Raw genomic sequence first — 26194 nt, forward strand, 5'->3', positions numbered from 1 at the left:
AATTCTATTCATTATGATTTAACAATAATATATGCCTTTATTTTCTATTTTTATTCTAACACATTTAATTTATTCTGTTTTCACTATTCCATTTAAATTATATGGATATAAAAAATCGCCCTATAGAGAGCGATTTTTCTATTTGATCTTTAAATCAAATTAGAAACGGTAAGCACCACGAATGCCATAGGTATTTACATCATCACCAAAAGCAATTGTGCCTTGTAGGCTAAACTGTTGATTGAAGAATTTTTTTGCATTAATTGAGAAAACATCATTTTTGCCTTCAGCATCGTTATCTTGATAACCAACACCAACACTTAATGTTTTATCTAAATACAAATCTGCTGCAAGATTATAGTAGTCCACATCACCAAAGCTTGTAGCAGCTTCAAAGTTTGCATCATAGCTGCCGACTTGAGTGACGTATTTTGCACGCAAAGTTGGATCTACGTCATTATCACCACCATCGATGTCTTGACCAACCAAGCCAACTGCAATCAATAGACCAGCGGTAGGTAAATAACCTAATTCAGCAGCATAGCTGGTTGCATCTGCACTGCCAAAATGGTCAATATCTACTTTGGTATGAGCAATTTTTGCACCAGTATAGAAATTTGTATTAGGCACATAATATTCAATACCTGCACCGAACGTGGTGATTTCTACACCATCATTATCTGAGTAAGCAATATTACCGGATACATTACTGGCACGATTTAAAAATGCAGCTTCATTTAACGGTGCATTTTTGATTTGTACAGGATTAAAGTAATATGTTCCATCTATGCCAAAACCAACCGAAGTATCTGCATAATCTGGATCTGCAACAGCAACTGTACCGCCAACTTCTGCTTGATAAGCATTGGCACTCATTGCAACAACAGAAGCTAAAATAGCTGTAGCTAGACTCAATTTTTTCATGGAAATGTCCCCACGTAATTTAAAAATGTAAATATTTTGTTACATGTGACAGTTTAATGAAAAAAATGCACCCGTCAATAGCATTTTATCTTATATAGATATGAAAAATGCCCTCTATAAGGGCATTTTTAGTTTAATACTTATCTGTTACGAGGACTAGAAACGGTAGTTTGCACCTACGGTGTAGGTATTGTAGTCATCGCCAAAGCCTAGGCGACCATCAACACTTAAATTGGTGTTAATGAATTTCTTAGCTTTAATACCCCATTGATCTTGATCAATGGATTTGTCTTTACTATAGTCGGCACCAAAACTTAAAGTTTTGTCAAAGTAGTAGTCACCACCAACATAGTATTGTTTGTTTTCATCATCGCCAAAGACACCACGTGCTTCGACATTAATGTCATTTCCACCGACATTGGTAACATATTTGGCACGTAAGGTTGGATCAACACCATCACCGCCGTGTTTGGTGTCATAACCCTGTGCACCTACTGCAACAAGAAGTCCTGGTGCTGGTAAATAACCTACTTCTGCATTGTAATGCGTGGTTTTTGTATCGATATTGCGACGATCTACTTTATATTCACTACGTGAGATATTACCACTCACATAAAAGTCAGAGTTTGGTACAAAGTATTCTGCACCTACACCATATTGAGAGTTTTTAGTTCCATCATTGTCACCGTAATCAATGGCAGCATTTACGTTACTAGAACGATTCAGGAATGCGGCTTCGGCAAGTGGAGAATCCTTGGTTTGTACCGGTTCAAAGTAATACTTACCATTGACGCCAAATTGGCTAATACTATCCCCACGATCTGGATCCAGATAGCTGTAATTACCCCCAACTTCCGCTTGATATGCATTGGCATTGAGAGCCACAAAAGATGCTGTCGTCGCAATAAGTGCTGTCGCAAGTGTTAATTTTTTCATCATCATTCCTCCAAAGAAGAGATATCAAATTTTTTGTTACAATTTCAGTCTAGTTGAAAAATCTGATACGTCAAATGCAGTTGGTAACTGCTCTGTTAAACTATGTGGGACTTGTGAATTTATGCAATATAACTAATTGAAAAAACTATTGAAATATTATTGTAATTTTTATTTATGTTATGTGTGCAAGTGTACAACATATAAATTAAGGCGAAAAAGCAAGCAAATTTGTATTTTAAAATTATTTCTTGACATCGAAAATTTACATTTAAAAGCTATGTTAAACTAGGCGACTTTTCAAATACTATTGTGTGAATTATGGAAATTAATCCTTTTGTATTACGTTTAAAAGATTTATCTGATCGAGGTGAAACACTTCGGGGGTATCTTTGACTACGATCTAAAAAAAGAACGTCTTGAAGAGGTTTTAAGAGAACTGGAAGATCCTGCCATTTGGAATGATCAGGCGCGTGCGCAAGCCATTGCCAAAGAAAAGGGTGCGCTGGAAAACAGTATAGGTGTACTGGATCAGCTTGCCGAGCAACTGATAGATGCCCAAGCAATGCTGGATTTGGCAGTTGAGGCAGACGAGGAAAGTCTACTTGAAGATGTGACATCGGAACTGGACACTGCTGAAGAAGCATTAGCCAAACTTGAATTCAATCGTATGTTTAATAATCCGATGGACCCTAATCCGTGCTTTTTGGAGATTCAATCCGGATCGGGTGGGACAGAAGCACAGGACTGGGCTTCCATGCTATTGCGTATGTATTTACGCTGGATTGAACGCCATGGTTTTAAGGGCGAATTGATGGAAGTCTCGGATGGTGACGTGGCTGGTATTAAATCGGCGACGATTCGTGTTGATGGTGAGTTTGCCTTTGGCTGGTTACGTACCGAATCAGGTGTACATCGTCTGGTACGAAAATCACCCTTTGATAGTAATAATAACCGTCATACTTCTTTTGCTGCGGTATTTGTTTCACCTGAAATTGATGACAATATTGAAATTGACATCAATCCGTCTGATGTCCGTACCGATACTTATCGTGCTTCGGGTGCAGGTGGTCAGCATATTAACAAGACCGATTCTGCGGTGCGTTTAACCCATATGCCGACAGGTATTGTGGTGGCATGCCAGAACCAGCGCTCCCAACATGCCAACCGTGATACAGCCTGGAAACAGTTACGTGCAAAATTGTATGAACTGGAAATGCAAAAACGTAATGAGGCAGCACAGGCACTGGAAGATTCCAAGTCGGATATTGGCTGGGGCAGCCAGATTCGTTCTTATGTGCTGGACGATTCGCGCATTAAAGATTTACGTACCAATGTCGAAACCTCGAATACCAAAGCTGTTTTGGATGGTGACCTTGATAAATTTATTGAAGCCAGTTTAAAACAGGGTTTGTAATTTAATCGAAGGCTTATTCAATTTGATTGTTTTTATATCGTAAAAAATAGATTTAAATATCGAAAAAATACGATATATTAATGGTGAACGTTGAATAAGGCTTCTTTATTTAAATGTGTGTTAGAGATTTATGGATACAGATGCGATTTTTAAGGCTTTAGCCAATCCTATGCGGCGGCAAATTCTGCAATGGTTAAAATCACCAGAGCAGTTTTTATCTGCTGATGAATGTGATGGATTTGCAAAAGGTGTCTGTGCCGGACAGATTGAAAAACTGGGGCAACTATCCCAATCAAGCATGTCCAATCATCTTTCGGTATTACAACAAGCTGGTTTGATTACTGTACAAAAACATGGGCAGTGGTCGTATTTCTCCCGTAATGAAGCCTTGATTCAGCAATACTTGGATGTGTTAAAAGATACCCTTTAAATAGGGTAAAGAGGTTGTGATGGTTGAATTACTGGATTCATTAAAACTGGGTGATCTTGTCCTTAAAAATCGTTTGGTACTTGCACCTTTGACCCGTTCTAGATCGGGTGATATTCGTGTGCCGAATGATTTAAATGTTGAATATTATCAGCAACGTGCCAATGCAGGATTAATCCTGGCCGAGGCCACCGTGATTAGCCCATCCGCAGTAGGCTATGCCAAAACGCCTGGATTATATAATCAGCAGCAAGTGGACGGCTGGAAAAAAGTGGTGGATGCTGTACATGAGCAAGATGCCAAAATTTTTGTCCAGCTTTGGCATGTTGGTCGTATTTCTGACCCTGAATTTCTGGATGGGGCAACGCCTGTTTCTGCCAGTGCAATCAAAGCTGCTGGTCATGTTAGTTTGTTGCGGCCAAAACGTGAATATGTCACACCACGTGCATTAACCATTGATGAAATTCAGGCGATTGTTGCAGACTATAAGCATGCCGCAGTATTGGCCAAAGAAGCCGGTTTTGATGGTGTGGAGCTACATGCAGCCAATGGTTATTTAATCGATCAATTTTTACAGACAAAAACCAATCATCGTGAAGATGAATACGGTGGTTCGGTTGAAAATCGTGCCAGATTATTGCTACAAGTCGTGGATGAATTTATTGCAGTCTGGGGTGCAGAACGTGTTGGGGTGCATTTGGCGCCGCGTAGTGATGCACATGATATCGGTGATGATGATCCACGTGGAACATTTGGTTATGTGGTAGAACAATTAAGCCAGCGTCATATTGCTTTTATTTTTGCACGGGAATATCAGGCAGAAGACAGTTTAAGTCCATATTTACGTCCGAAATTCTCGGGTGTCTGGATCGCCAATGAAAATCTGACACCTGAAACTGCCAAGAAAATTCTGGCAGAGGGTAAAGCCGATGCCGTATCCTTTGGTAAAGCTTATATTGCCAATCCGGATCTACTGGATCGTCTAGTGAAAAATGCACCACTCAATGAACTTAATCCTGAAACATTGTATGCAGATGGTGCAGAAGGCTATACTGATTATCCAACACAGTAATAATTGCTGATAGAAAACCAATTCTAGTATAGGATTGGTTTCTTAATATAAATTCATAGTAATTTTTTTGATTTATCTAAATTTTTTTATAAATTGTTGGGATGATTGTGAAGTAGGCAAGATGTTTCAGTTACGAATTATGATGGATGAAATATTTCTCAAATTTTTGAAATATATGAATAGTTTTAAGTGTTTAGTAAGGTTCGTATCATGTTGATTTTTATGCTAATGGTGATATGACCAAAGTTATTATCGGTTTAGATAAAATACGGTTACTAGCAAAATCTATAAATATTTTATTCGATAAATAAAGAGAGGAGAATTACGATGTATGACTTTAAGAATAAGCTCTTTTTAATTACGGGAGCTACCAGTGGAATGGGATTGGTAGCAGCTGAAAAAATAATCAACTTCGGTGGAAAAGTAATTATTACTGGAAGAAATGAGTCTAAACTTGCAGCTTTATCAAAGGAACATGGTTCTCGAATTGTTACTTTAAAAAATGATTCGGCAAGTTGGTCAACTGGCAAAGATTTAGCTCAAGCTGTTTCGAAACATGGAAGATTAGATGGCTTATGGTTGAATGCTGCGATTGCCAGGCTAGATAATTTCAATGAGATAACAGATGAAATATATCATCAAGTTATGGACGTAAATGTGAAAGGTCCGATACTACAACTTGCTGCATTGAGTGAACATTTAAATAATAATGCATCTGTTCTTGTTACTAGTTCAAGCTCCATTTACGAAGGTGCAGCAACAACTAGCCTTTATGCAGCCTCTAAAGGTGCTATTTCAGCAGCAGCCCGAGTGTGGGCTAGAGAGTTAGCACCAAGAAGCGTGAGGGTTAACACACTTGTTCCGGGGCCAATTGAAACAAATTTTAGACGTTTTCTATCTGAAGAGGCAAAGTTAGGATTTGAACGATTTGTAATAGATCAGGTTCCTTTAGGTCGTTCTGGTACAGCCCAAGAAGCAGCGAATGTCGCCCTATTTTTACTCTCAACTTATTCGTCTTATATCACTGGGAGTGAAATACCTGTTGATGGTGGATTGATAATGCGGTAATTATTTGTTTCAGGCATATCTTTTAGATATCTTTTTTAAGTGAAGTTTCATATTTTTGGCTGAAAATAATATTAGCTACTGCTATTTTTATGCATTGAGTTATAGGAATTTTCATATCATTAATATTTTCAAATTGTTAAAAATAAAAAAACACTATCTAGATTAATGTGCTCTCTATCGATGGAAGTAATCTAGGCCAACTTCTTCCTATGTGATACAGGCCTGTCAAATTGAAAAATGCCGTCATTCTTACCTTGCGATGCTTTAGTCGTATCTCAGGAATCCAGAGTAAAGTTCATGTATTCTTCCTACAGGCACATCAAAAATTGATCCCATTTGTTAAATACCACTTAAAATCCTATTTCAACTGGGTTTGCTCTGGATGCCGGATCAAGTCAAGCATGACGAACCCAAGTTTTATATGAAACATTTTTTCGCAAGGGCAGCCCTGCTTACGGGATGAGGTAATAATGAGTCTTAATCTCATGCTTTTTATAAGAAAAATAAATAATATATATAAATAACTTGAATATTTATTTATTTCATGTATGATGAATTTAACTAGAAAAAAGACTTGTTTAGTAAATCTTCTATTAGTATCGCAGTTTTAGTCATAATCCTTCGTTTTTTAGATCTTAAGCACAATTCTTTATTATTTTCAAAGTTATATCTAGCCATCAAAAAATGGCTAAACATTATTAAAAACCCAATAGGATATATTATGTCTAATACAATCAACGGTACAGTAAAATGGTTTAACGAAGCGAAAGGTTTCGGTTTTATTCAACAAGAATCTGGTCCAGATGTGTTTGCCCATTTTAGCGAAATTTCAAACTCTGGTTTTAAAACCCTGTTTGAAGGTCAACAAGTGTCATTCAGTATTGCTCAAGGTCAAAAAGGCCCGAATGCAGTAAATATCGTTGCACTTTAATTCGTCACCGATAAAAAGTATTTTCTTAATCTGACTATTCAACATAGTTCGATTAAGTCGCTTTTAAAAACCGATTTCTGTATTGCAGGGATCGGTTTTTTAGTTTTTAACGACGTTATTATTATGTGAAATCTGTCCTCATTATTTTATCTAACTTTATTCTATCTTTGAAGATATTTGCCTGAACTGAGCTTGTGTTATACTTTTTTATAGCAACAATAAACAGGTATCTGCCTTGTCTTCTCCGCTTTGGTACAATTTTTTATTGACCCTGATCAAACCTTTATATCGTTTGCGTGTAAAACAACGCTTTGGCCATTTGCCGGATTATCAACAGGAAATTGATGAACGTTTTGGGCATTTCCAGCCCGTTAAAAATAAAAATACCATCTGGTTTCATGCGGTTTCTGTGGGTGAAACCAATGCGGCACAGCCCTTGATTGAACATTATTTAAAACAAGGCCAAGCTGTTCTGATCACCAATACCACACGCACAGGACAGGTACGGGTGAAATCCTTATTTGCGCAAAACTATCCGGATTTATTTCAGGCTGTATTCTTACCCATTGATCAGAAAGCATTGATAGAAACGTTTATTCAACAGAATCAACCGCGTATTTTATTGCTGATGGAAACCGAACTCTGGCCAAACTTACTTGAATGTGTGCATCAACAGGGCATTCCACAATTGTTATTGAATGCCAGATTATCGGAAAAATCTGCCAAAGGGTATGATCGATTCCGGCGTTTAACTGTGCCGATGTTGCAGCAACTGAATTGGATTGCGGCACAGGATCAGGCAACACTTGATCGGTTTCATCATCTGGGTAAAGCTCAAAATGAAATGAGTGTGGTTGGCAATGTGAAATTTGATATTACTGCGCCTGAACATTTTATTCAGCAAGCGAGACAGTTGCGACAAGACTGGCAATTACAACAACGAAAAATTCTGGTGCTGGCCAGTACACATGCGCCGGAAGAACAACAGATTCTAGCGGCGTTGGCACCTGCTTTATCAAAGGATAAAAGTCTTTTGTGTATTGTGGTGCCGCGTCATCCGGAACGGTTTGATGAGGTTTTTCAGTCCATTCAAAAACTTGCTTTAATCGGGCAACGACGTAGTTTGGGACAGGCGATTACAGTGGATACACAGGTCTATCTTGCTGATTCAATGGGTGAGTTATGGTTGTGGTATGCTTTGGCACAGGTGGCTTATGTCGGTGGTTCATTGAATGAACCGGGCGGGGGACATAATATTCTGGAACCCATCGCTTTAAATGTAGTGACACTTTTGGGAAAAAATTATTTTAATTTTCAAAATATTGTCGATGAGTTTGTACAACATGGGGCAGTTAAAATCGTTCAGAATGCGGATGAAGCTGCACAGACCCTACTGGATTTACTTGATAATCAGGTACAACGACAACAGATGAATCAACAGGCCCAACAGATTTTAACTGCCAATCAAGGTGCCGTAGCTCGGCATATTTCTCTCATCGAACGATTTTTAGCACAATGAATATTATTTTGCTTCCGGCGCAGCCCAATGATGAATACTGGCAGATTAATGATCCTCGTCAATTGGCACATTTAAAGCAATATTTAAATGTACAGGTCGGCGATCAGCTCAAAATAGGACTATTAAATCAGGCGAGATATTTAGCAGAAGTTGTTGAAATAACAGAGAAAGAAGTCAGAATAAAACCTCTTGTTCAGCAGCCTGTACCAGCCAAATTACCAGTGACTTTAATTGTTGCCTTACCCCGACCCAAAGTATTACGCCGTTTGGTGATGGACAGTGTAAGCTTGGGTGTGGACAAGTTGATACTTATCCACAGTTATCGTGTGGATAAGAGCTATTGGCAAACGCCTTTTCTGGCAAAGCTTGATGAATATGTACAATTGGGACTGGAACAGGCAGGTGATGTGTTTACCCCAGAGATTGTGCTGGAAAAGCGCTTTAAACCCTTTGTTGAAGATCGTTTGGCAATCTGGAGCAAAGATCGGCCAACATTTGTCGGTCATCCTTATGCCGAGCAGCGCATGCCGGTGGCATTTAATCAGCCTTGTCAGGTGGTGATCGGACCAGAAGGTGGTTTTATTCCTTATGAAATTGATTTAATGCAAAAAAATGGTTGCCAAAGCATGAGTTTAGGCAACCGGATTTTAAGAACAGAAACAGCGGTGGCTACAATTTTAGCCCGACTTTTCAGTTGATGGGTGATCTTCTACTTTTGCAGGAACTTTGACAATATTGACATCCTGAATGGGATAGGGAATAGAAATACCTTCTTGATCAAAGGCATTTTTGACCTCAGTTTGAATCTCACTGACAGAATTACCCGTGCTAGTACATCCAATATCAATCCACCATTGGACTGTAATATTCACCGAAAAATCTGCCAGAGTCGTTACTTGAACAGTAAACGCTGGTTCTGAAAGTACGTTACGATTATGGTCAAGCACTTTCCGGATCAAATCTGTGGCTTTTCCGATATTATCTTCATAGCCGATACCGACCACAAACTCACAACGACGGCGTTGGTACGCAGTATTCACAATAATTGCACTGGTATAAACCGTTGCATTTGGAATTACAATCCGGCGGCCATCGGCAGAACGTAAAAAAGTTGCCCGAATCTGGATATCCTCAACGGTACCTTCCATACCATTAACGACTATTGTATCTCCAATTCGAAATGGTTCACCCAGTAGAATTAATACGCCGGATAAAAGGTTCTGAAAAATATCTTTAAAAGCAAAACCTATCGCGACCGAACCAATTCCCAATGCGCTGATTAACTGTCCGGGTGAGAAACCGGGAATAATGATGACTAGCGCAATTAAAAAACCAAAAAATAATATAAAAGTACTGCCGACACGATTGAGTACCAACACCAGATTTTGTCGAGTGTAGGAACGATTGAGCAAAGCCTTGCCAATAAAGATTTTAAAAACTTTTGCCAATAACCAGAAAATCAGAAAAACCACAAAACCAATGATGAGATAAGGGACACGCTCCCAGAATCCTTCAATGATTTTATTCATGGTGACATAAGCATCACTATATTTCTGTGTTTGTTCGATCACCGATGCAGTCGTTTTTTGTCCAGCTTCCTGCAAAAACTCTGTGGTTTGGGCTGTGACATCTTTTAAATGTTCGGTTGTCTGGTTACTCACGCTTAATTTGCTCGATTCAGTCAGTCATAAAGTGATATTGTGCCCGAATTTTTTTTAAAAGATAAGTTGTTTATTTGCTGTAAATTTTCATCGCCTCGTCATAATTTTGTATCAAAAATAAGATAATACAAACCAGCTCACAGCATAAGCTGGTTTGACCAGATATTTATAATGAAAACAAATTATGTCTTATTAAACGGTATTGAGTGTTTCCGGAGCCGGAATTGTTGCAGGATCAAATTGATTCATCAACACGCCAAAGATCGCACCATAAAACAGGATACCCAAAATAATAAAGACAACATAAATCCATCCTAGTGCAACTTCCCAGCTTTTTGACGGACGTATCGGACCAAAGCGGTTGGGACCTTTGGTGCCCGGCGCAAAAATTAGGAACAGATATAAAATGACATTGACTACCGGTATTAGCAATAAAAGACTGATCCATCCTGTAATATTGAGATCATGTAAACGACGGATTGCAAATACAAATGCAAAATAAACAGAAAGAAGTCCAATGATAATTAAACCGATATAAAAAATGCCAAAGGAGGCAAAACCTGCACTTTCCATAACATTTGTGTTATTGGTTGCACTGAGAAAAAGTGCTATTCCTCCACCGGTAATCAGTGAGAAAGCCACCATGATTGCACTGACTACAATCGAAAATAGGAAAGTCCAGCCAAGATAACTTAAACGGTTAAAACGTCCATTGGGAGATAACGGTTTGTCGATAAAGTCTTGAAATGGCGGTGTTACTTGTGTGGTTGTTTGCATGAAATCACCCTGTTTATTTATAGTTAATCAGTACAAAATTGTTATTGGTGTAGCATATCAATTCAATCATTACAAAGATTAAAAATCATGAATGATCTGAATAATTGTAGTGATAATAACTAAAAAATATATCAACTTGATGATATAAAATGTAAATTTTATTGTGATTGTTAAATTTTTAGTGTCGAGGATTGATTCTGAAAAAATGTTTGATTTTGATATCGTTCCTTGCATAAAAATGACCAAAATGCTTTGATCATAATAAGACCAAAGCAGAATTGTTTGTCTGTTCAAAGCTAGGTATTAGTAGATACGAAAGATGGTGAAATATAAAGAAAGAGTGAGTTCTCGTGATGAGATAAATATGACATTAAGCTAAGGAAAAGCACTATGAAAGAGATTTATCCAGTACCCGAAAAATTTGCAGAAACTGCACGTACTACACGTCCGGAATATGAAGCACGCTATCAACAATCGATAGAAAATCCCGACGAGTTTTGGGCTGAACAGGCTCGAATTGTGGATTGGATTACGCCTTTTACACAGGTTAAAAATACCAGTTTCGATCAAGAAAACTTTAAAATAGAATGGTTTGCCGATGGTCAACTGAATGTTTCGGCAAATTGTCTGGATCGTCATCTGAAAGAACATCCACATAAACCTGCAATTATCTGGGAAGGTGATCATCCATCACGACACAAGATTGTTTCGTTTAAGGAGTTGCATGATGAAGTCTGTCGCTTTGCCAATGTATTAAAGAAATATGGCATTCAAAAAGGTGATCGTGTCGTCTTGTATATGCCAATGGTGACTGAGGCGGCCGTAGCAATGCTGGCTTGTACTCGTATTGGTGCAGTGCATTGTGTGGTCTTCGGTGGGTTTTCACCAGACTCTCTGGCCAGTCGTATTGAGGATTCACAGGCCAAACTGGTGATTACTGCCGATTCCAGTATGCGTGGTGGCAAACTGCTGCCGTTAAAAGAAAATGTTGATCAAGCTTTATCCCTGCCCGGCACAGAAAGTGTGGAACATGTCATTGTGGTCTATCGCAATGCCAATACCATCAATATGCAACAAGGACGTGATCTGTGGTATCACCTGATCATCATGGAGGTCAATGGTATATGCCCGCCAGAACCGATGAATGCAGAAGATCCCTTATTTATTCTCTATACCTCAGGCTCTACAGGGAAACCCAAAGGAGTTTTGCATACCACTGGCGGTTATTTGGTCTATGCTGCGAGTACTTTTAAAGAAGTATTTGATATCAAACAGGATGATGTGTATTGGTGTACAGCCGACATTGGCTGGATTACCGGACATTCTTATTTGATTTATGGACCGCTTGCCAATGGCACCACAACCTTAATGTTTGAAGGGATTCCACAGTATCCGAGCTGGGCACGTTTGGGGCATGTGGTAGATAAACACAAAGTATCGATTCTCTATACTGCACCGACAGCGATTCGTGCCATGATGCGTGAAGGTGATGCCTATGTTCGGGAAAGTGATCGGAGTAGTTTACGTTTGCTGGGTACAGTCGGTGAACCGATTAATCCTGAAGCATGGAATTGGTATTATGAAGTTGTTGGTGAAGGACGTTGTCCAATTGTGGATACTTGGTGGCAAACTGAAACCGGCGGTATCTTAATTTCTCCTTTGCCCGGCGCAACCGATCTAAAACCGGGTTCTGCCACCAAACCTTTATTTGGTATTCAGCCTGCATTGGTGGATGGCGAGGGCCATGTACTTGAAGGTGCAATAGAGGGTAATCTGGTGATTCAGGACTCTTGGCCTGGTCAGATGCGCGATATCTGGGGTGATCATGCACGTTTTATCGAAGCTTATTTTTCGACCTTCCCCGGCAATTATTTTACCGGAGATGGTGCACGTCGGGATGATGATGGGTATTACTGGATTACCGGACGTGTCGATGATGTCTTAAATGTCTCGGGACATCGGTTGGGAACAGCGGAAATTGAAAGTGCGCTAGTTCTGCATGAAAAAGTTGCCGAAGCTGCTGTGGTTGGCATGCCGCATGAGATTAAAGGACAGGGCATTTGTACGTTTGTGACCTTACAAGCGGGTGTGGAAGAAAGTGAAGAATTACGTCAGGAACTGATCCAATGGGTACGTAAAGTGCTTGGACCGGTCGCTAGTCCTGATGCCTTGCATTGGGCGCCAGCATTGCCGAAGACCCGTTCCGGTAAAATCATGCGGCGTATTTTACGCAAAATTGTGGCGAATGAACTGGATAGTTTAGGAGATACGTCAACATTGGCAGAACCGCAAGTGGTTGAGCAATTGATTATAACGGTGCAGGCTGGAAAATAGTCAGCTTAAGTATCTTGTTATTGTGATGTGTATGGCCCTGTAAATCTATTGATTTGCGGGGCGGTTTTATATGAAAAATTAGCCTTTGACGAGGCCACCATCCACAATCAAATTTTGTCCAGTCACAACACGTGACCAAGGTGAAAGAAAGAATAAGACGGTATCTGCAAATTCTGCTGGTGACACAACTTTTTTTAATGGTGTAGAGCTGGCAATCAGATCAAATACGACTTGCGGTGTAGCATGACTGGCATCGGTCGTTTGTAATAAACCGCCAGATAGCATATTAACCGTAATGCCATATTCTCCCAATTCATGGGCGGTGGTTCGAGTAAATGCCAGTAAGGCCGCTTTTGCCGCAGTATAGTCATGATAAGGTACGACTGGATTTTGAACTAGATTGGTACCAATATTCACAATTCTGCCAAAATGTTGTGCCTGCATATCTGGCAAACCCGCTTGCAGAGTGTTTAGACAGGCATGTACAGCACCATCCAGTTGCGTTTGTATTTCAGACCATTGTAAGTTTGTGAGTTTCGGTCGATCTTCGCCATTAAATTTAAAATCCACCAGTGCATTATTGATGATCGATGTAATCGCTTGTCCAAAATGTTGTTTAGCTGCATTAAACATTTGTTCAACTTCAATTTTGTCGGTTACATCTGTCTGATAAATAAAAATCTGATCGGGGAATTGCTGTTGTAATTGTTCAGCAAGCGCATGACTTTTAAAATAATTGACGACAACTTTAGCACCGGCATGGACCAGCGTTGTTGTAATTGCTGCGCCTAAACCTCGCGCCCCTCCTGTGACCAATACGATTTGTTGATTAATTTGCATGTATTTGATACCTGAATTTTGATGAATAGTTTGTAAAGGATATTAGGGTAAGACGCAATACTTTTGCATAAGTTCATTAATCTTAAGATGCACAAAAAACCAAATAAAAACCTGAATTCTCAAAGTAATCAATCTGACAAAGTGCTAACATTTTGACAATTTCAAAAATGATGGCGATAGGTCGATTATGCTGATTCAACGTGGTGGATTAAAAGTTGTGGCAGGACTCGGAATTTCGGGTGTTTCCACAGTCAATTATTTGTATCAACAAGGCTATCAGGTTGTTGTGACTGATTCCCGTACAACACCACCGGGTCTGGATAAAATTCCTCAGGATGTTAAAACCAGCTTTGGTAAACTGGATCAGGATCTCCTATTACAAGCAGAAGAAATTATTTTAAGCCCGGGTCTTGCACCACAATTGCCTGAAATTCAGGCTGCGCTGGCGAAAGGAATTCCGGTGGTGAGTGATATTCAATTGCTGCGCCGGGCAACTGATGTTCCGATTGTGGCGATTACCGGTTCTAATGCCAAAAGTACGGTGACGACTTTAGTCGGTGAGATGGCTAAAAATGCCGGTAAGAAAGTCGCTGTCGGCGGTAATCTCGGCCGTCCTGCACTGGATCTTTTACAGGATGAACCAGAATTAATCGTATTGGAATTGTCCAGTTTTCAGTTAGAAACCACCAGTAATTTAAAAGCTGCCGTCGCTGTGGTTCTTAATATGAGTGAAGATCATCTTGATCGTCATGGTGATATGGCAGGGTATCATACGGCCAAACACCGGATTTTTCAGGGCTGTGAAAAATATGTGTATAACCGTGATGATGGTCTGACCAGACCACTGGTTGCCGATAATATTACCCATATCAGTTTTGGTTTAAATGCGCCTGATCTAAAACAATATGGTGTGTTGCGTGATTCGCAAGGACATATGTATCTTGCCAAAGGCACCCAGCGTTTACTGGATAGTTCGAAGATGTATATTCAGGGCAGTCATAATATTGCCAATGTTCTGGCTTGTCTGGCGCTGGGTGAGTCTATTGGTTTGCCTTTAGAGATTATGCTGGAGACGTTAACAAGTTTTAAAGGACTTGAACATCGCTGTCAATTTGTAGATGAAAAACAAGGTGTTCGTTATTATGATGATTCCAAAGGGACCAATGTCGGTGCAACATTAGCGGCAATTAATGGGTTGGGACAGGCACTTGCACCTAAACAAGCTAAGGTATTGGTGATTTTGGGTGGACAGGGTAAAGGTCAGGATTTTGCACCCTTATCCCCTGCATTGGCAAACTATGCCCGTCATGTGGTATTGATTGGTGAAGATGCGGCAGCAATTGAAGCCGCTTTATCTGATGAGATTTCACGGAGTCATGCCAATACTTTGCAAGAGGCTGTGGCGCAATGTCAGCAACATGCTGTAGCAGGTGATGCGGTTTTATTGTCGCCAGCCTGTGCAAGTTTTGATATGTTTAAGAGCTATAATGACCGTGGGCAGCAATTTGTCCACTGTGTAAACGACCTCGTTTAGAACGATCACGATGATGAAACAGATAAAAACCTACAAATTTCAACAGATACAGGATCGGATCGACCATTTTTTTAATTGGCTGATGACACGATTACCTGAGGAAGTCTCGGCAAGGAATACACTATTATTTTGTGTACTGGCCTTGTTGTGTATCGGAACGGTCATGGTGGCTTCGGCCTCCATGCCGTATGCCGAACGACTACATGAAAATTCGCTGCATTATATTTCCCGGCACCTGTTATATGTGGTATTGGCGATCATTGCTGTGATTGCGGCCTATAATGTGCAGTTGCGTTATTGGTTTGGTAAGGCACCGATTATGCTCTGGCTGGGCACTATCACTTTATTGATTGCAGTTCTGGTGGTTGGGCGAGATGTGAATGGTTCTACCCGCTGGTTAAGTCTGGCTGGCTTTAGTATTCAGCCATCGGAAATTGCCAAATTTGCCATGGCTGTTTTTACCGCAGATTATGTGGTACGTCGTGGCGGAGAAGTGCGTGAGAGTCTGTTAAGCGTCATGCGCTTGAGTATCCCAGTAGGTACAACCGTCGGCTTGATTATGCTTGAACCGGACTTGGGTGCATCGGCTGTGGTCGTGGTCACTGTAGCGATGATTTTCTTTCTGGCTGGTGCGCCCGGTAAAGCACTGGCGAGTGTGTTTGGCGTCTTGATCGCCTTTCTGGCGACCTTTATTCTTATCGAGCCCTATCGCTTACGTCGTATGTTGTCATTTTCCAATCCTTGGGAAGATCCGCTCGGTGCTGGTTATCAGTTGTCGCAAAGTTTAATGGCTTTTGGTCGTGGCGAATGGTTTGGGACCGGTTTGGGACATAGTGTACAAAAACTGGCTTATTTGCCCGAAGCCCATACCGATTTTATGCTGGCAGTGACCGCAGAGGAATTGGGCTTTGTCGGCATTACTCTGATTTTTAGTTTGTCTTTTCTGATGGTGGGCTGTTGTATGCGTATTGCACATCGTGCGCTGGTCAATCAGCATTTACGCAGTGGCTATCTGGCCTATGGCATTGCTGTGATTTTCTTGCTGCAAATTTGTGTGAATGCCGGTATGAATATGGGGCTGATTCCAACCAAGGGATTAACTTTGCCCTTTATTAGTTATGGCGGGTCTTCATTGTTAATGTGTGCCTTTATGATTGGGGTCATGTTCCGCATCGATCGGGATACTTCTGAAAAAACTGAAGAACGACTGACTTAAGTTTAGTCATGATCAACATCAAGCAGACTTCGGTCTGCTTTTTATTGCGCTTTTATTGGTAGTTTCCAGTGAGGTGCTGTTGCTTGGGAATTAAATCACGATTCCATTGTTGTACAGCCTGTTTTAACATGATTTCAGGGTGATCAAGATCCAGTGTGGGTTGCTGTAATGCCTGAGCAGCCTGAGCGAGTAGAACAGGGGCTTGTTTGATGTCTAATGCTTGGGCAAGGTTTTGTTTTGACAGTTTTTGGCCTTGGCTATTCATGGCGAGTGGTAGGTGCATATAGTGTAAGGCAGGATAATGTAGACATTGTCCAAGCCAGATTTGGCGTGCGGTATTATCCAGTAGATCTGCACCGCGCACCACATGGGTAACGCCCTGTAAATAATCATCAACCACGACAGCCAATTGATAACTGATAATGCCATCACGCCGTTTTAAAATAAAATCGCCTAAATCCTGTTGTAAATTACTACAATGTCGCCCTTGTAATGGATCTTCAAAACAGATGTCTTGATCAGCTACTTTAAGACGAATAGCCTGATGTGCAAAAGGCAGTTTTAAGTTACGACATGTGCCGCTATAAATGGCATTACTGCCCAAAATTTTGCGGGTACACTGACAGGCATAAATCAAATCATTTTGTTGCAGTTGTGACAATACATCTTCATAAATTTCGAGACGTTCTTTTTGAAATAGAATTGGTGCGTCAGATTCAAAATGAAATGCTTCAAGACAAGCCAGAATATGGCTTTCACTGTGCGGATAAATACGTGGAATATCGGTATCTTCAATCCGTACCAACCATTTGCCACCATGTGATTTTGCCTCGCAATAACTGGCAAATGCAGTAATTAATGAGCCAAAATGTAAAGGGCCGGTAGGTGATGGTGCAAACCTTCCAATGTATGAGCAACGAGGAAACACTGTTTCATTAGTTGCGCAAGAACGAGGAAACACTGTTTCATTCGTTGCGCAAGAATGGTTAAGCGAAACATTGTTTCGCCGTTGCGCAAGAGTAAAGCTATGCTTTTCTGGCAAGGTATCTGGCGTTTCATCGATTGTGCAATAGCGATGAAGCAAAGCATCATCTTTCTGCTGGGAAAGAGAGTTGTTATGCTTTTCTGGAAGATGATCAAACAAAACAGCGGAGTCTTGCCCCGCTGTTGGAAGATGCTTTTTAGGCATGGTGTTTAGCCGTTATTTTGTTTCTCTTTGATCTCTGCAAGTGTTTTGCAATCGATACATAAGGTGGCAGTCGGGCGAGCTTCTAAACGACGTAAGCCAATCTCGATACCACAGGTTTCACAATAGCCATAATCTTCATCTTTAATGGCTTGTAAAGACTGCTCAATTTTACGGATCAGTTTGCGTTCACGATCACGGGTACGTAATTCGATGGCAAATTCTTCTTCCTGTGTCGCGCGGTCATTGACATCGGGTAAGGCAGAAGATTCATCCTGCATGGACGATAATGTACGATCGACTTCAGACATGAGTTCGGCTTTCCACGCTTCAAGAATTTTGCGAAAATGCTCAAGCTGCCCTTCGGACATATATTCTTCATTTTTCTTTTCTTGATAGGGGGCAAATCCAAACAAGCTTGCAGTGGTACCCATTTCAGTTTTTGTTTTGGGTTTGCGCGTACGTTTTACTGCTGGCTTTTCTGTTGTCGCCACGTCTTTCACATCATCTATAGGTGTTTCGTTTTGATTCGCCATATAGGGCATTCCTCATCGTACAAGTTATCTATACGCAAAAGTTGGGGGTTTACAAGCAAGTTAATTAACATAAGAAACTTGCATCATTTCCCCTAGGGTGGCACATCATATAGGCTTTTATGCCAAGATGATAGTATTAAATCGTGAACAATCGTTGCAAGATTTTTAAACCTTATTCTAGGGTGTGTTAAATCTTCATCAAAACAAATGAAATTTTCACACGCCCTAATATTCACATAATTTATAATCGATTTCACCAATATTTTCAGACAATCGTAAGATTTTTGTGTCGTAGTTGCCATTTGCGTACAGTTCCAGAATCCGATAACCAGGCGGTTGGCTATCCAGACAAAATTCTTCACTTTGTGGTTTAAATTGGATGCAGGTGGACGGACAGGATAAAAAGTCGATATGCCGATGCTGGTAGAGAAAGTCTTGATGAACATGACCTGACAAGACGATTTTCACTTGTTGCTGATCCTCAATACACTCCAGAAAAGCCTGTTGATTTTGTAAACCATGTTGATCCAGCCATTTACAGCCAACGGGAAAGGTATTGTGATGCAAGGCAAGCACAGTAAAATAATCGTGATATTGATGCAGTAATTGGGACAAATGCGCCAGTTGTATTGGTGAAATTTCACCCGACACACAGCCATGTTTCTGACTGTTGAGCATGATGATGCACCATTTGCCGATTAGAATGATTTCGGGTTCTTCAGATGGCGATTGAGCCGGAAAATTACCATTATCATCATGATTACCACGGATCCAGTAATGTGGTAAATCATATGTGGCGACTTCATCGAGATAGTCTTGATACGTTTGTTGCGATGGCTGTTGTGCAATATCGCCTGTCGAAAGGATGCAGTCAAAAGGCAGATGGCGTTTGCTATGTTCAATCACCATTTGTAATGATTTAAAAGGTTGAATCCCTGCAAAAAAATCCTGCTTATTTTCTAATAAGTGTGGATCACTTAATTGCAATAATCGAATGGGGTGTTCATCGTGAGGAGGCTGGGGAATAATATCGAGATGTAAAGGCATCTATAAAATCCCCTTAAGTCTTTTCGTGTTGAATAAGAAATAATTGGAACCATTGCATGGCAATGATCAGTGGTGCATTACGAAAATAACCCTGCTGATATAAAGCTTCGAGTTGTTCATAATCGAAGAGATGTACTTTGATGTCTTCATTTTCCGAGGCTTCACCATGAATACCACCACAATGGCTTAAATCCGCAGTGGCTACATAGAAATTAAAAATTTCATCACTGGCACCGGTTGATGGATGATAACGAGAAACAAATTGTAATTGTTCAATCTGGCAACCCGCTTCTTCTAAAGCCTCACGTTTTAGGCAGGTTTCAGCATCTTCACCGGGATCAATCAGTCCGGCAATAATCTCCAGTTGCCATGGAGTATCTGCCAGATTCATGGCGCCGGCACGGAACTGTTCAATCAGTAAGAATTTTTTTAAATGAGGATCATGTACAAAAACGCCCGCAGCCTCACGGCGACGAACGATTTCACGATGAATTTTGGCACCAAATTGTCTGGTGGCAAAAAGGCGATGGCGAAGTGTGATCGATTCGACTTGAACAAACCCTTGGTACAATGTTTGTTGCTGTAGAATTTCTACATCTTGATTGGAAAATTGTGGTTTATAAATCGAATCATCACACATTATTTTATACTATCAAAAGTTGCTGTTTATTTCCCCTAATATGCCATATTTTGCGCTGATTTCATGGAAAATTCAAACTTTTTGATATAAAGAATTACCTTGGCGGCGGTATTCTTCCTGCATGTGCTTCATGCCATCTTCCGGCGTTGGTTGATTTTGTTGCGCTGCGGCATAGTCCCGAACATTTTGCGTGATTTTCATCGAACAAAATTTTGGACCACACATCGAGCAGAAATGTGCCGACTTATGCGCTTCTTTCGGCATGGTTTCATCATGCATGCTACGGGCGGTATCTGGGTCCAGCGCTAGATTAAATTGATCTTCCCAACGGAATTCAAAACGGGCTTTGGATAAAGCATTGTCCCGTGCCTGTGCGCCGGGATGTCCTTTGGCGAGATCTGCGGCATGGGCAGCAATCTTATAGGTGATAATGCCGTCCTTGACATCCTTTTTATTGGGTAAGCCCAGATGTTCTTTTGGCGTGACATAACACAACATGGCTGTACCATACCAACCAATCATGGCAGCGCCGATTGCCGAGGTAATATGATCATAGCCTGGTGCAATATCAGTGGTTAATGGACCCAATGTATAAAAAGGTGCTTCTTTACAGACTTCAAGCTGTAAATCCATATTTTCCTTGATCATATGCATTGGTACATGACCAGGCCCTTCAATCATGACTTGCACATTATGTTGCCAGGCTTTATGGGTCAGTTCACCCAATGTTTTAAGTTCGCTGAATTGTGCTTCATCATTGGCATCCTGAATACAGCCGGGACGCAGACCATCACCTAGACTAAAGGATACGTCATAGGCTTTCATGATTTCACAAATTTCATCAAAATGCGTGTACAGGAAATTTTCCTGATGATGTGCCAGACACCACTGCGCCATGATGGAGCCACCACGGGAAACAATGCCGGTTAAGCGTCCTGCGGTTAAAGGTACATAACGTAATAATACCCCAGCATGAATGGTAAAATAATCCACGCCTTGTTCGGCTTGTTCGATCAGGGTGTCTTTAAAGATTTCCCAAGTTAAATCTTCGGCGACACCGTCGACTTTTTCCAGTGCCTGATAAATCGGAACCGTACCAATCGGCACAGGGGAGTTACGGATAATCCATTCCCGAGTTTCGTGGATATTTTTACCGGTGGATAAATCCATGATGGTATCGGCACCCCAGCGGGTTGCCCATGTCATTTTTGCCACTTCTTCATCAATCGACGAGCCAAGCGCAGAATTACCGATATTGGCATTAATCTTGACCAAGAAATTACGTCCGATGATCATCGGTTCTATTTCGGGATGATTGATGTTGGCTGGAATAATGGCACGTCCTGCGGCCACTTCCTGACGCACAAATTCCGGGGTAATTTCTCTTAAATTTTGAGCACCAAAATTCTGTCCGGCATGCTGGCGCATATCGACACTTTCACGTTGCCGCTGATTCTCACGAATGGCAATGTATTCCATTTCCGGTGTAATGATGCCTTGTTTGGCATAATGCATTTGCGTGACATTTTTGCCGGCTTTGGCTTTGCGTGGATTTTGAATATGGACAAAACGAATGTCAGCGGTGCGAATATCCTTAAGTCGTTCTTGTCCAAATGCTGAACTTAAACTGTCCAGTTTTTCGGTATCCTGACGTTCTTCAATCCATCCGCTGCGAATGGAAGGCAGACCTTTGTTGAGGTCTATACTGATATTTGGGTCGGTATAGACACCAGAAGTATCGTAGACGCGTAAGGGCAGATTTTGCTCACCGCCTAGACCGGTGGGTGTATCGGTCAAGCTAATTTCTCGAAAAGGTACCTGAATATCAGGGCGAGAGCCTTGTACATAGATTTTGCTGGATGCAGGCAGAATACGAGTCAGATCTTTTGCATCTTGCTCATGTTGTGCGGCAACATCGGCTGGATTTTGTGACGTGGATTGTGAAGAATGAAGATTCGTCAATTGGTTCATGCTCATATTCCTTATGACTGGACATTAACGAATCAAGCACGACCAAAAACAATGGTGAGGGTTTTATCCTGAACGGGATAAAAAACATACGTTTTTAGATGGCTTGATTCCTACGCAGGTCTTAACCTGATCAGGTTCAACGGTACTCACATTCAAGTTCCTCAAAAGGTAACTTATGCGATCTCAGCAGTGTGTTAACTGCGCTCCGTCAAGCGATGTTTAAAGATTAACAGATTTTTTAAAGAAAGATAGGGTCAGGCTATACGCTAAAAGTCTTAAAAGTGTAATTCGAATAAAAATTTAAAGGGTATTATCCATCGTCATAAAAAACGTAGGTACATGACCTACGTAGCGAGATAAACTTTAAATTATCATTTTAAACTATAGACTTAGCCTTGTGCATCAAAGGTTTGTCCGGAAATACCCGTACTGTCATCACCCATTAAATACAAATAGGCAGGCATGATATCATCTGGTGTCGGTAGGGTTTTGGGATCTTCCTGCGGATAGGCTTTGGCGCGCATGGCGGTACGGGTTGCCTCCGGATTAATGCAGTTAAAACGGATATTCTGATGTTCAGTCATTTCTGCTGCAAAAATTTTACTTAATGCTTCTACACCAAATTTGGAAATAGAGTAAGCACCCCATAGCGCACGGGCATCACGACCGACCCCGCTACTGGCAAAGACGACGGAGGCATTTTTAGAGCGCTGTAATAAAGGTAATAAGGCTTGAGTCAGAGCAAAAGGTGCTCGTAAATTCACATCCATCACCTCATCCCAGACCTCAACCGGATAATTGGCGAGGGCAACGCGTTCACCCAGAATACCGGCATTATGCAAAATACCATCCAGACGACCAAATTGCTGTTCTAGCGTATCGACTAATAATTCATAGTCACGAGCCGATGCACTGGATAATTGTAAAGGTAAAATTGCTGGTTGCGGTGCGCCGAGTGATTCGATTTCATCATAAATCACTTCCAGTTTGGTGAGGGTACGACCGTGTAAGACCACCGTTGCACCGTGCAAGGCAAAGTTAATAGCAGCAGCACGACCAATTCCATCACCGCTTCCTGTTACTAAAATGACACGGTCTTTGAGCAAATCTGGCGCAGGGTGATATTCTTTAAAATTCATGCTGTGACCTCTAATATTGTTGCTGTTATTCTAGATAGATTATGCTTGTCTGAAGGTCAAAGTCAAAAATATTTTGTCAGTGATTACAATAGCTTTGTAATCAATTTCTGTAATTTTTGCACATCTTCTACAATATAATCTGCACCCCAGGCCGCAAGATCATGTGCAGACTCTGGTGGTAAATAACCATAAGCAGCAAGCACGGTTGGCATATGAGCATGTTTACCGGCCAGTATATCCCTTGGATGATCACCAATATAAATGATTTGTTCTGGTGCAATATTTAGCTGTGAGGCAGCCAGTAACATCGGTTCCGGATCGGGTTTGGTGTGTTTAACATCTTCAGGGCAAACCAGCACAGCACAGCGTTGAGTGAGATCTAGGGCTTTCAGTAGCGCTTCGCTCAGCCAGCGCGGTTTGTTGGTGACAATTCCCCATGGAATCTGACGAGATTCCAGATCTTTTAGGATGTCATCCATGCCCGCAAAAAGGGCTGTATCGACAGCAATATCAGCACCGTATTGGTCAAGAAATTTTTGTCGATGATCAAGAAAAATAGGATCATCAATGGCCAGTTCCGGATACACCAGTTTGACCATGGCACGCGCACCTTCGGAAACCTGCGTCCGAATGGTCTGGGCATCGACAATATCACAGCCTTTTTCCTTACACATCAATTGAATGATACGAATAAAATCGGCTGCTGTATCAATTAATGTGCCATCAAGATCAAATAAAACCGCTTTGATCATGTGTGATTCGCCTTTACGGTATGCACCATATAATTGACATCAACATTGGGTGCTAGCCAATAATGTTTGGTCAACGGATTATAATGTAATCCTGTCATGGCTTTTAATTGTAAGCCTGATTGTCGAATAGCTGCTGCCAGTTCGGAGGGACGAATAAATTTATGATAATCATGTGTACCTTTGGGTAAAAGTCGTAACAGATACTCGGCACCGATAATGGCAAAAAGATAGGATTTCGGATTGCGGTTAATGGTGGAGAAAAATACGTCACCACCCGGTTTAACCAGATCATAACAGGCTTTAACGATGGAGGCCGGATCTGGCACGTGTTCCAGCATTTCCATACAGGTGACCACATCATATTGTCCGGCCTGTTCCTGTGCCAGTTGTTCGACTGGAATCTGACGATATTCAATGTTTTTAACATCGGCTTGGGCTGCGTGTATACGTGCAACCGCAAGTGGAGCTTCACCCATATCAATGCCTAAAACACTTTGCGCACGATAGGCCATACTTTCTGCCAGAATCCCCCCGCCACAACCGACATCTAATACTTTTTTGCCTGCTAATCCGCCAGATTTTTCATCAATCCAGTTTAAACGTAAGGGATTGATCTGATGTAATGGACGAAACTCAGATGTTTGATCCCACCATTTGTCTGCGAGAGCTTCAAATTTTGCAATTTCCTGCGGATCGACATTGAGCGTAGTCATGGCAGCATACCTATTAAAAATTAAAAGTTATAAATCATCAAAAACTTATCTGCTTAGTTTAGCGTTAAAATGAAAAAAAGCGAGAAAGCGACAAAAAATCTTCACACAATAAAACGCTGTGTGTATATTTACTCTATATTTATTTGATTAAATTTGCATTATATTGCTTTATTTGAATAAACGGATAAAAAGGACACACGCTGTAATGAAAAAATTAGTGCTTGGTGTTATGTCAGCTGCGGTGATGAGTATTTCAGGTATGACATTGGCAGCAGACCAATTTGTACAGGGCAAGGATTATCAAGTCATCGCAAAACCTGGAAAGGTTGATGTTCCCGGTAAAATAGAAGTTCGCGAATTCTTCTGGTACGGTTGCCCTCATTGCTTCAAATTAGAACCTTATATGCAAGCGTGGTTGCGTCAGTTACCCAAAGATGTCAATTTTATCCGTACTCCGGCAGCGATGAATCCAGTCTGGGAACAAAATGCACGTGGTTATTATGTATCAGAGGCTCTAGGCATACGTAAAAAAGCGCATATCCCATTGTTTGATGCGATTAATAAAAATGGCCAACAAATTTTCGATCAAAAATCTTTGGCTCAGTTCTATACCAAATACGGTGCCAGCGAAGGACAGTTTAATCAGTTATTTAATTCATTTGCCATTACTGGAAAAGTAAATCAGGCTAAAAATCTGGCGATTCAGTATCAGTTGACAGGCGTACCGGCAGTTGTGGTGAATGGCAAATATGTAGTGCAGGGTGAAGACCAGCATGTGGTTAATGTTGTAAATTATCTAATTGAAAAAGAAAGAAAAACGCTGAAGAAAGCTTCATGATTAAATAACATAAAAACCGGTCAAGTTTTTGATCGGTTTTTTAACCTTGCCAGTTGGCAATCCCTCTGAATAATAGTCTTACCTGGGTCGATACCTGTTCGATATATTGTTGTTGCATATCAATCAACTCACCACCGGAATAACGCGTATTCAGGTCAAGCCAAGTCATTGCCCAAGTAAAAGATAAATTAATTAAAATTGATGACATCACATATAGATCATCAGCACTTTCTACATGTTTGAAACGATTGTTTTCATTTAAATCTTTGGAGAGATCATTAATCAGGATATCAATTTCCTTGGTGATTTCATGGCGAATGGTTGCAGATCCACCCCAGCGTTCGGCAATCAAAAAAATCCAGTCCTGTGGGCTTTGATCTACGGCACGAAAAAATAATTTAATACTGGTTTGTGTTTTGGCATTTTCATGGCTGAGATAGCCCTGACGTAATTGCAGAATCACCTCATGTAAACGCTCAGAAACTTGCGCCACCAACGATTCTGCAAGTTTTTCCATATCTTCGAAATGGCGATAAAACGCTGTAGGTACCAGTCCAACTTCCCGTGCGATTTCACGCAAACTGATGGTGCTGAATGAACGTCCAGATGTACTGAGTTTGAGTGCAGCATCCAATAAAGCTTGTCGACTTTGTTGTTTACGTTCATCACGTATGGACATGGCAATACCTAAAAAAGAAGAAAAGTAAGTCTAACAAAAT

At 40.9% G+C, this 26194-nt stretch carries 25 protein-coding genes and 1 riboswitch; of the genes, 11 read left to right on the forward strand and 14 right to left on the reverse strand.

Annotation, left to right across the window (positions count from 1 at the left end; all coding sequences use genetic code 11):
• Window positions 1–159: 159 nt before the first annotated feature.
• Window positions 160–924 carry a putative porin gene (locus CRO21_RS13085; protein WP_097079761.1) on the reverse strand — a complete coding sequence of 255 codons (765 nt, stop codon included), beginning with the start codon at window positions 922–924 and terminating at the stop codon, window positions 160–162.
• A 156-nt stretch (window positions 925–1080) separates the two neighbouring features.
• Window positions 1081–1860, reverse strand: coding sequence for a putative porin (locus CRO21_RS13090; RefSeq protein WP_097079762.1), 780 nt, complete (start codon window positions 1858–1860; stop codon window positions 1081–1083).
• A 318-nt stretch (window positions 1861–2178) separates the two neighbouring features.
• Between CRO21_RS13090 and prfB the strand changes: the two genes are divergently transcribed.
• The 7 genes from prfB to CRO21_RS13125 all read left to right on the forward strand — a co-directional run bounded on the left by prfB (window position 2179) and on the right by CRO21_RS13125 (window position 8989).
• Window positions 2179–3274, forward strand: a protein-coding gene (gene prfB, locus CRO21_RS13095) for a peptide chain release factor 2 (protein ID WP_097079763.1) whose coding sequence is annotated in 2 segments (ribosomal slippage) — window positions 2179–2250 and window positions 2252–3274 — 1095 coding nt in all. Because the reading frame shifts where the segments join, the coding sequence is not laid out codon by codon here.
• A gap of 130 nt (window positions 3275–3404) precedes the next feature.
• A complete protein-coding gene (locus tag CRO21_RS13100; protein WP_097079764.1) occupies window positions 3405–3704 on the forward strand; it encodes an ArsR/SmtB family transcription factor in 300 nt (99 codons plus the stop codon).
• A 19-nt stretch (window positions 3705–3723) separates the two neighbouring features.
• Window positions 3724–4773: an alkene reductase gene (locus tag CRO21_RS13105; RefSeq protein WP_097079765.1), complete on the forward strand. Its 1050-nt coding sequence runs from the start codon at window positions 3724–3726 to the stop codon at window positions 4771–4773.
• 327 nt (window positions 4774–5100) lie between these two features.
• Window positions 5101–5841 carry an SDR family NAD(P)-dependent oxidoreductase gene (locus CRO21_RS13110; RefSeq protein ID WP_097079766.1) on the forward strand — a complete coding sequence of 247 codons (741 nt, stop codon included), beginning with the start codon at window positions 5101–5103 and terminating at the stop codon, window positions 5839–5841.
• 721 nt (window positions 5842–6562) lie between these two features.
• The gene (locus CRO21_RS13115) at window positions 6563–6772 is read left to right on the forward strand and encodes a cold-shock protein (RefSeq protein WP_087620349.1); all 210 of its coding nucleotides are present in this window, start codon (window positions 6563–6565) and stop codon (window positions 6770–6772) included.
• Window positions 6773–7007: 235 nt separating this feature from the next.
• On the forward strand, window positions 7008–8291 hold the full coding sequence (locus tag CRO21_RS13120) for a 3-deoxy-D-manno-octulosonic acid transferase (RefSeq protein ID WP_097079767.1): 1284 nt from the start codon (window positions 7008–7010) through the stop codon (window positions 8289–8291).
• Entirely contained in the window at window positions 8288–8989 is a 702-nt protein-coding gene (locus CRO21_RS13125) for a 16S rRNA (uracil(1498)-N(3))-methyltransferase (RefSeq protein ID WP_097079768.1), read from the forward strand. Before CRO21_RS13120 ends, CRO21_RS13125 begins: the two co-directional genes overlap by 4 nt.
• Here the strand turns inward: CRO21_RS13125 and CRO21_RS13130 are convergent.
• Together CRO21_RS13130 and CRO21_RS13135 are read right to left on the reverse strand one after the other, a co-directional pair.
• On the reverse strand, window positions 8969–9952 hold the full coding sequence (locus tag CRO21_RS13130; protein ID WP_228150449.1) for a mechanosensitive ion channel family protein: 984 nt from the start codon (window positions 9950–9952) through the stop codon (window positions 8969–8971). The genes CRO21_RS13125 and CRO21_RS13130 overlap by 21 nt on opposite strands.
• A 192-nt stretch (window positions 9953–10144) precedes the next feature.
• Window positions 10145–10729 carry a DUF805 domain-containing protein gene (locus tag CRO21_RS13135; protein WP_097079769.1) on the reverse strand — a complete coding sequence of 195 codons (585 nt, stop codon included), beginning with the start codon at window positions 10727–10729 and terminating at the stop codon, window positions 10145–10147.
• Window positions 10730–11119: 390 nt separating this feature from the next.
• Here CRO21_RS13135 and acs point away from each other — a divergent pair, with 390 nt between their 5' ends.
• Window positions 11120–13063, forward strand: coding sequence for an acetate--CoA ligase (acs, locus tag CRO21_RS13140; protein ID WP_097079770.1), 1944 nt, complete (start codon window positions 11120–11122; stop codon window positions 13061–13063).
• A 78-nt stretch (window positions 13064–13141) separates the two neighbouring features.
• Here acs and CRO21_RS13145 read toward each other — a convergent pair whose 3' ends face one another.
• Complete coding sequence (locus CRO21_RS13145; protein ID WP_097079771.1) at window positions 13142–13903, reverse strand: 3-oxoacyl-ACP reductase; 762 nt, start codon at window positions 13901–13903, stop codon at window positions 13142–13144.
• 187 nt (window positions 13904–14090) lie between these two features.
• Here CRO21_RS13145 and murD point away from each other — a divergent pair, with 187 nt between their 5' ends.
• Both murD and ftsW read left to right on the forward strand, forming a co-directional pair.
• Window positions 14091–15437, forward strand: coding sequence for a UDP-N-acetylmuramoyl-L-alanine--D-glutamate ligase (gene murD, locus CRO21_RS13150; protein WP_097079772.1), 1347 nt, complete (start codon window positions 14091–14093; stop codon window positions 15435–15437).
• A gap of 13 nt (window positions 15438–15450) precedes the next feature.
• A complete protein-coding gene (gene ftsW, locus CRO21_RS13155) occupies window positions 15451–16653 on the forward strand; it encodes a putative lipid II flippase FtsW (protein WP_097079811.1) in 1203 nt (400 codons plus the stop codon).
• Window positions 16654–16705: 52 nt separating this feature from the next.
• Here the strand turns inward: ftsW and gluQRS are convergent, their stop codons facing one another.
• The 8 genes from gluQRS to ubiG all read right to left on the reverse strand — a co-directional run bounded on the left by gluQRS (window position 16706) and on the right by ubiG (window position 24637).
• On the reverse strand, window positions 16706–17842 hold the full coding sequence (gluQRS, locus tag CRO21_RS13160; protein ID WP_097079773.1) for a tRNA glutamyl-Q(34) synthetase GluQRS: 1137 nt from the start codon (window positions 17840–17842) through the stop codon (window positions 16706–16708).
• 5 nt (window positions 17843–17847) lie between these two features.
• The gene (dksA, locus tag CRO21_RS13165) at window positions 17848–18375 is read right to left on the reverse strand and encodes an RNA polymerase-binding protein DksA (RefSeq protein WP_097079774.1); all 528 of its coding nucleotides are present in this window, start codon (window positions 18373–18375) and stop codon (window positions 17848–17850) included.
• Between the two features lie 225 nt (window positions 18376–18600).
• Window positions 18601–19422: a 3',5'-cyclic-AMP phosphodiesterase gene (gene cpdA, locus CRO21_RS13170; RefSeq protein WP_097079775.1), complete on the reverse strand. Its 822-nt coding sequence runs from the start codon at window positions 19420–19422 to the stop codon at window positions 18601–18603.
• A 13-nt stretch (window positions 19423–19435) separates the two neighbouring features.
• Window positions 19436–20062: an NUDIX domain-containing protein gene (locus CRO21_RS13175; RefSeq protein WP_097079776.1), complete on the reverse strand. Its 627-nt coding sequence runs from the start codon at window positions 20060–20062 to the stop codon at window positions 19436–19438.
• 72 nt (window positions 20063–20134) lie between these two features.
• Window positions 20135–22033: a phosphomethylpyrimidine synthase ThiC gene (thiC, locus tag CRO21_RS13180; protein WP_097079777.1), complete on the reverse strand. Its 1899-nt coding sequence runs from the start codon at window positions 22031–22033 to the stop codon at window positions 20135–20137.
• A gap of 90 nt (window positions 22034–22123) precedes the next feature.
• A riboswitch (TPP riboswitch) is annotated at window positions 22124–22251 on the reverse strand.
• Between the two features lie 171 nt (window positions 22252–22422).
• Entirely contained in the window at window positions 22423–23172 is a 750-nt protein-coding gene (locus CRO21_RS13185) for a YciK family oxidoreductase (RefSeq protein WP_097079778.1), read from the reverse strand.
• An 83-nt stretch (window positions 23173–23255) separates the two neighbouring features.
• Complete coding sequence (locus CRO21_RS13190; protein WP_097079812.1) at window positions 23256–23921, reverse strand: HAD family hydrolase; 666 nt, start codon at window positions 23919–23921, stop codon at window positions 23256–23258.
• Complete coding sequence (gene ubiG / locus CRO21_RS13195) at window positions 23921–24637, reverse strand: bifunctional 2-polyprenyl-6-hydroxyphenol methylase/3-demethylubiquinol 3-O-methyltransferase UbiG (RefSeq protein ID WP_097079779.1); 717 nt, start codon at window positions 24635–24637, stop codon at window positions 23921–23923. Before ubiG ends, CRO21_RS13190 begins: the two co-directional genes overlap by 1 nt.
• 205 nt (window positions 24638–24842) lie before the next feature.
• Here ubiG and CRO21_RS13200 point away from each other — a divergent pair, with 205 nt between their 5' ends.
• Window positions 24843–25475, forward strand: coding sequence for a thiol:disulfide interchange protein DsbA/DsbL (locus CRO21_RS13200; RefSeq protein ID WP_097079780.1), 633 nt, complete (start codon window positions 24843–24845; stop codon window positions 25473–25475).
• 40 nt (window positions 25476–25515) lie between these two features.
• Here the strand turns inward: CRO21_RS13200 and CRO21_RS13205 are convergent, their stop codons facing one another.
• On the reverse strand, window positions 25516–26154 hold the full coding sequence (locus CRO21_RS13205; protein ID WP_097079781.1) for a TetR family transcriptional regulator: 639 nt from the start codon (window positions 26152–26154) through the stop codon (window positions 25516–25518).
• Between the last annotated feature and the right edge of the window lie 40 nt (window positions 26155–26194).

It is taken from the genome of Acinetobacter puyangensis, assembly GCF_900096995.1.
Lineage (GTDB): Bacteria > Pseudomonadota > Gammaproteobacteria > Pseudomonadales > Moraxellaceae > Acinetobacter > Acinetobacter puyangensis.

What these genes read in the sequence shown, in the direction of transcription:
- CRO21_RS13090 (WP_097079762.1), bottom strand. Translation starts at nt 1,860, where the DNA reads ATGAAAAAATTAACACTTGCGACAGCACTTATTGCGACGACAGCATCT.
- CRO21_RS13200 (WP_097079780.1), top strand. Translation starts at nt 24,843, where the DNA reads ATGAAAAAATTAGTGCTTGGTGTTATGTCAGCTGCGGTGATGAGTATT.
- cpdA (WP_097079775.1), bottom strand. Translation starts at nt 19,422, where the DNA reads ATGCCTTTACATCTCGATATTATTCCCCAGCCTCCTCACGATGAACAC.
- CRO21_RS13110 (WP_097079766.1), top strand. Translation starts at nt 5,101, where the DNA reads ATGTATGACTTTAAGAATAAGCTCTTTTTAATTACGGGAGCTACCAGT.
- CRO21_RS13145 (WP_097079771.1), bottom strand. Translation starts at nt 13,903, where the DNA reads ATGCAAATTAATCAACAAATCGTATTGGTCACAGGAGGGGCGCGAGGT.
- thiC (WP_097079777.1), bottom strand. Translation starts at nt 22,033, where the DNA reads ATGAACCAATTGACGAATCTTCATTCTTCACAATCCACGTCACAAAAT.
- dksA (WP_097079774.1), bottom strand. Translation starts at nt 18,375, where the DNA reads ATGGCGAATCAAAACGAAACACCTATAGATGATGTGAAAGACGTGGCG.
- CRO21_RS13085 (WP_097079761.1), bottom strand. Translation starts at nt 924, where the DNA reads ATGAAAAAATTGAGTCTAGCTACAGCTATTTTAGCTTCTGTTGTTGCA.
- gluQRS (WP_097079773.1), bottom strand. Translation starts at nt 17,842, where the DNA reads ATGCCTAAAAAGCATCTTCCAACAGCGGGGCAAGACTCCGCTGTTTTG.
- CRO21_RS13175 (WP_097079776.1), bottom strand. Translation starts at nt 20,062, where the DNA reads ATGTGTGATGATTCGATTTATAAACCACAATTTTCCAATCAAGATGTA.
- CRO21_RS13100 (WP_097079764.1), top strand. Translation starts at nt 3,405, where the DNA reads ATGGATACAGATGCGATTTTTAAGGCTTTAGCCAATCCTATGCGGCGG.
- CRO21_RS13105 (WP_097079765.1), top strand. Translation starts at nt 3,724, where the DNA reads ATGGTTGAATTACTGGATTCATTAAAACTGGGTGATCTTGTCCTTAAA.
- CRO21_RS13125 (WP_097079768.1), top strand. Translation starts at nt 8,288, where the DNA reads ATGAATATTATTTTGCTTCCGGCGCAGCCCAATGATGAATACTGGCAG.
- CRO21_RS13185 (WP_097079778.1), bottom strand. Translation starts at nt 23,172, where the DNA reads ATGAATTTTAAAGAATATCACCCTGCGCCAGATTTGCTCAAAGACCGT.
- ubiG (WP_097079779.1), bottom strand. Translation starts at nt 24,637, where the DNA reads ATGACTACGCTCAATGTCGATCCGCAGGAAATTGCAAAATTTGAAGCT.
- CRO21_RS13205 (WP_097079781.1), bottom strand. Translation starts at nt 26,154, where the DNA reads ATGTCCATACGTGATGAACGTAAACAACAAAGTCGACAAGCTTTATTG.
- CRO21_RS13115 (WP_087620349.1), top strand. Translation starts at nt 6,563, where the DNA reads ATGTCTAATACAATCAACGGTACAGTAAAATGGTTTAACGAAGCGAAA.
- CRO21_RS13135 (WP_097079769.1), bottom strand. Translation starts at nt 10,729, where the DNA reads ATGCAAACAACCACACAAGTAACACCGCCATTTCAAGACTTTATCGAC.
- acs (WP_097079770.1), top strand. Translation starts at nt 11,120, where the DNA reads ATGAAAGAGATTTATCCAGTACCCGAAAAATTTGCAGAAACTGCACGT.
- ftsW (WP_097079811.1), top strand. Translation starts at nt 15,451, where the DNA reads ATGAAACAGATAAAAACCTACAAATTTCAACAGATACAGGATCGGATC.
- murD (WP_097079772.1), top strand. Translation starts at nt 14,091, where the DNA reads ATGCTGATTCAACGTGGTGGATTAAAAGTTGTGGCAGGACTCGGAATT.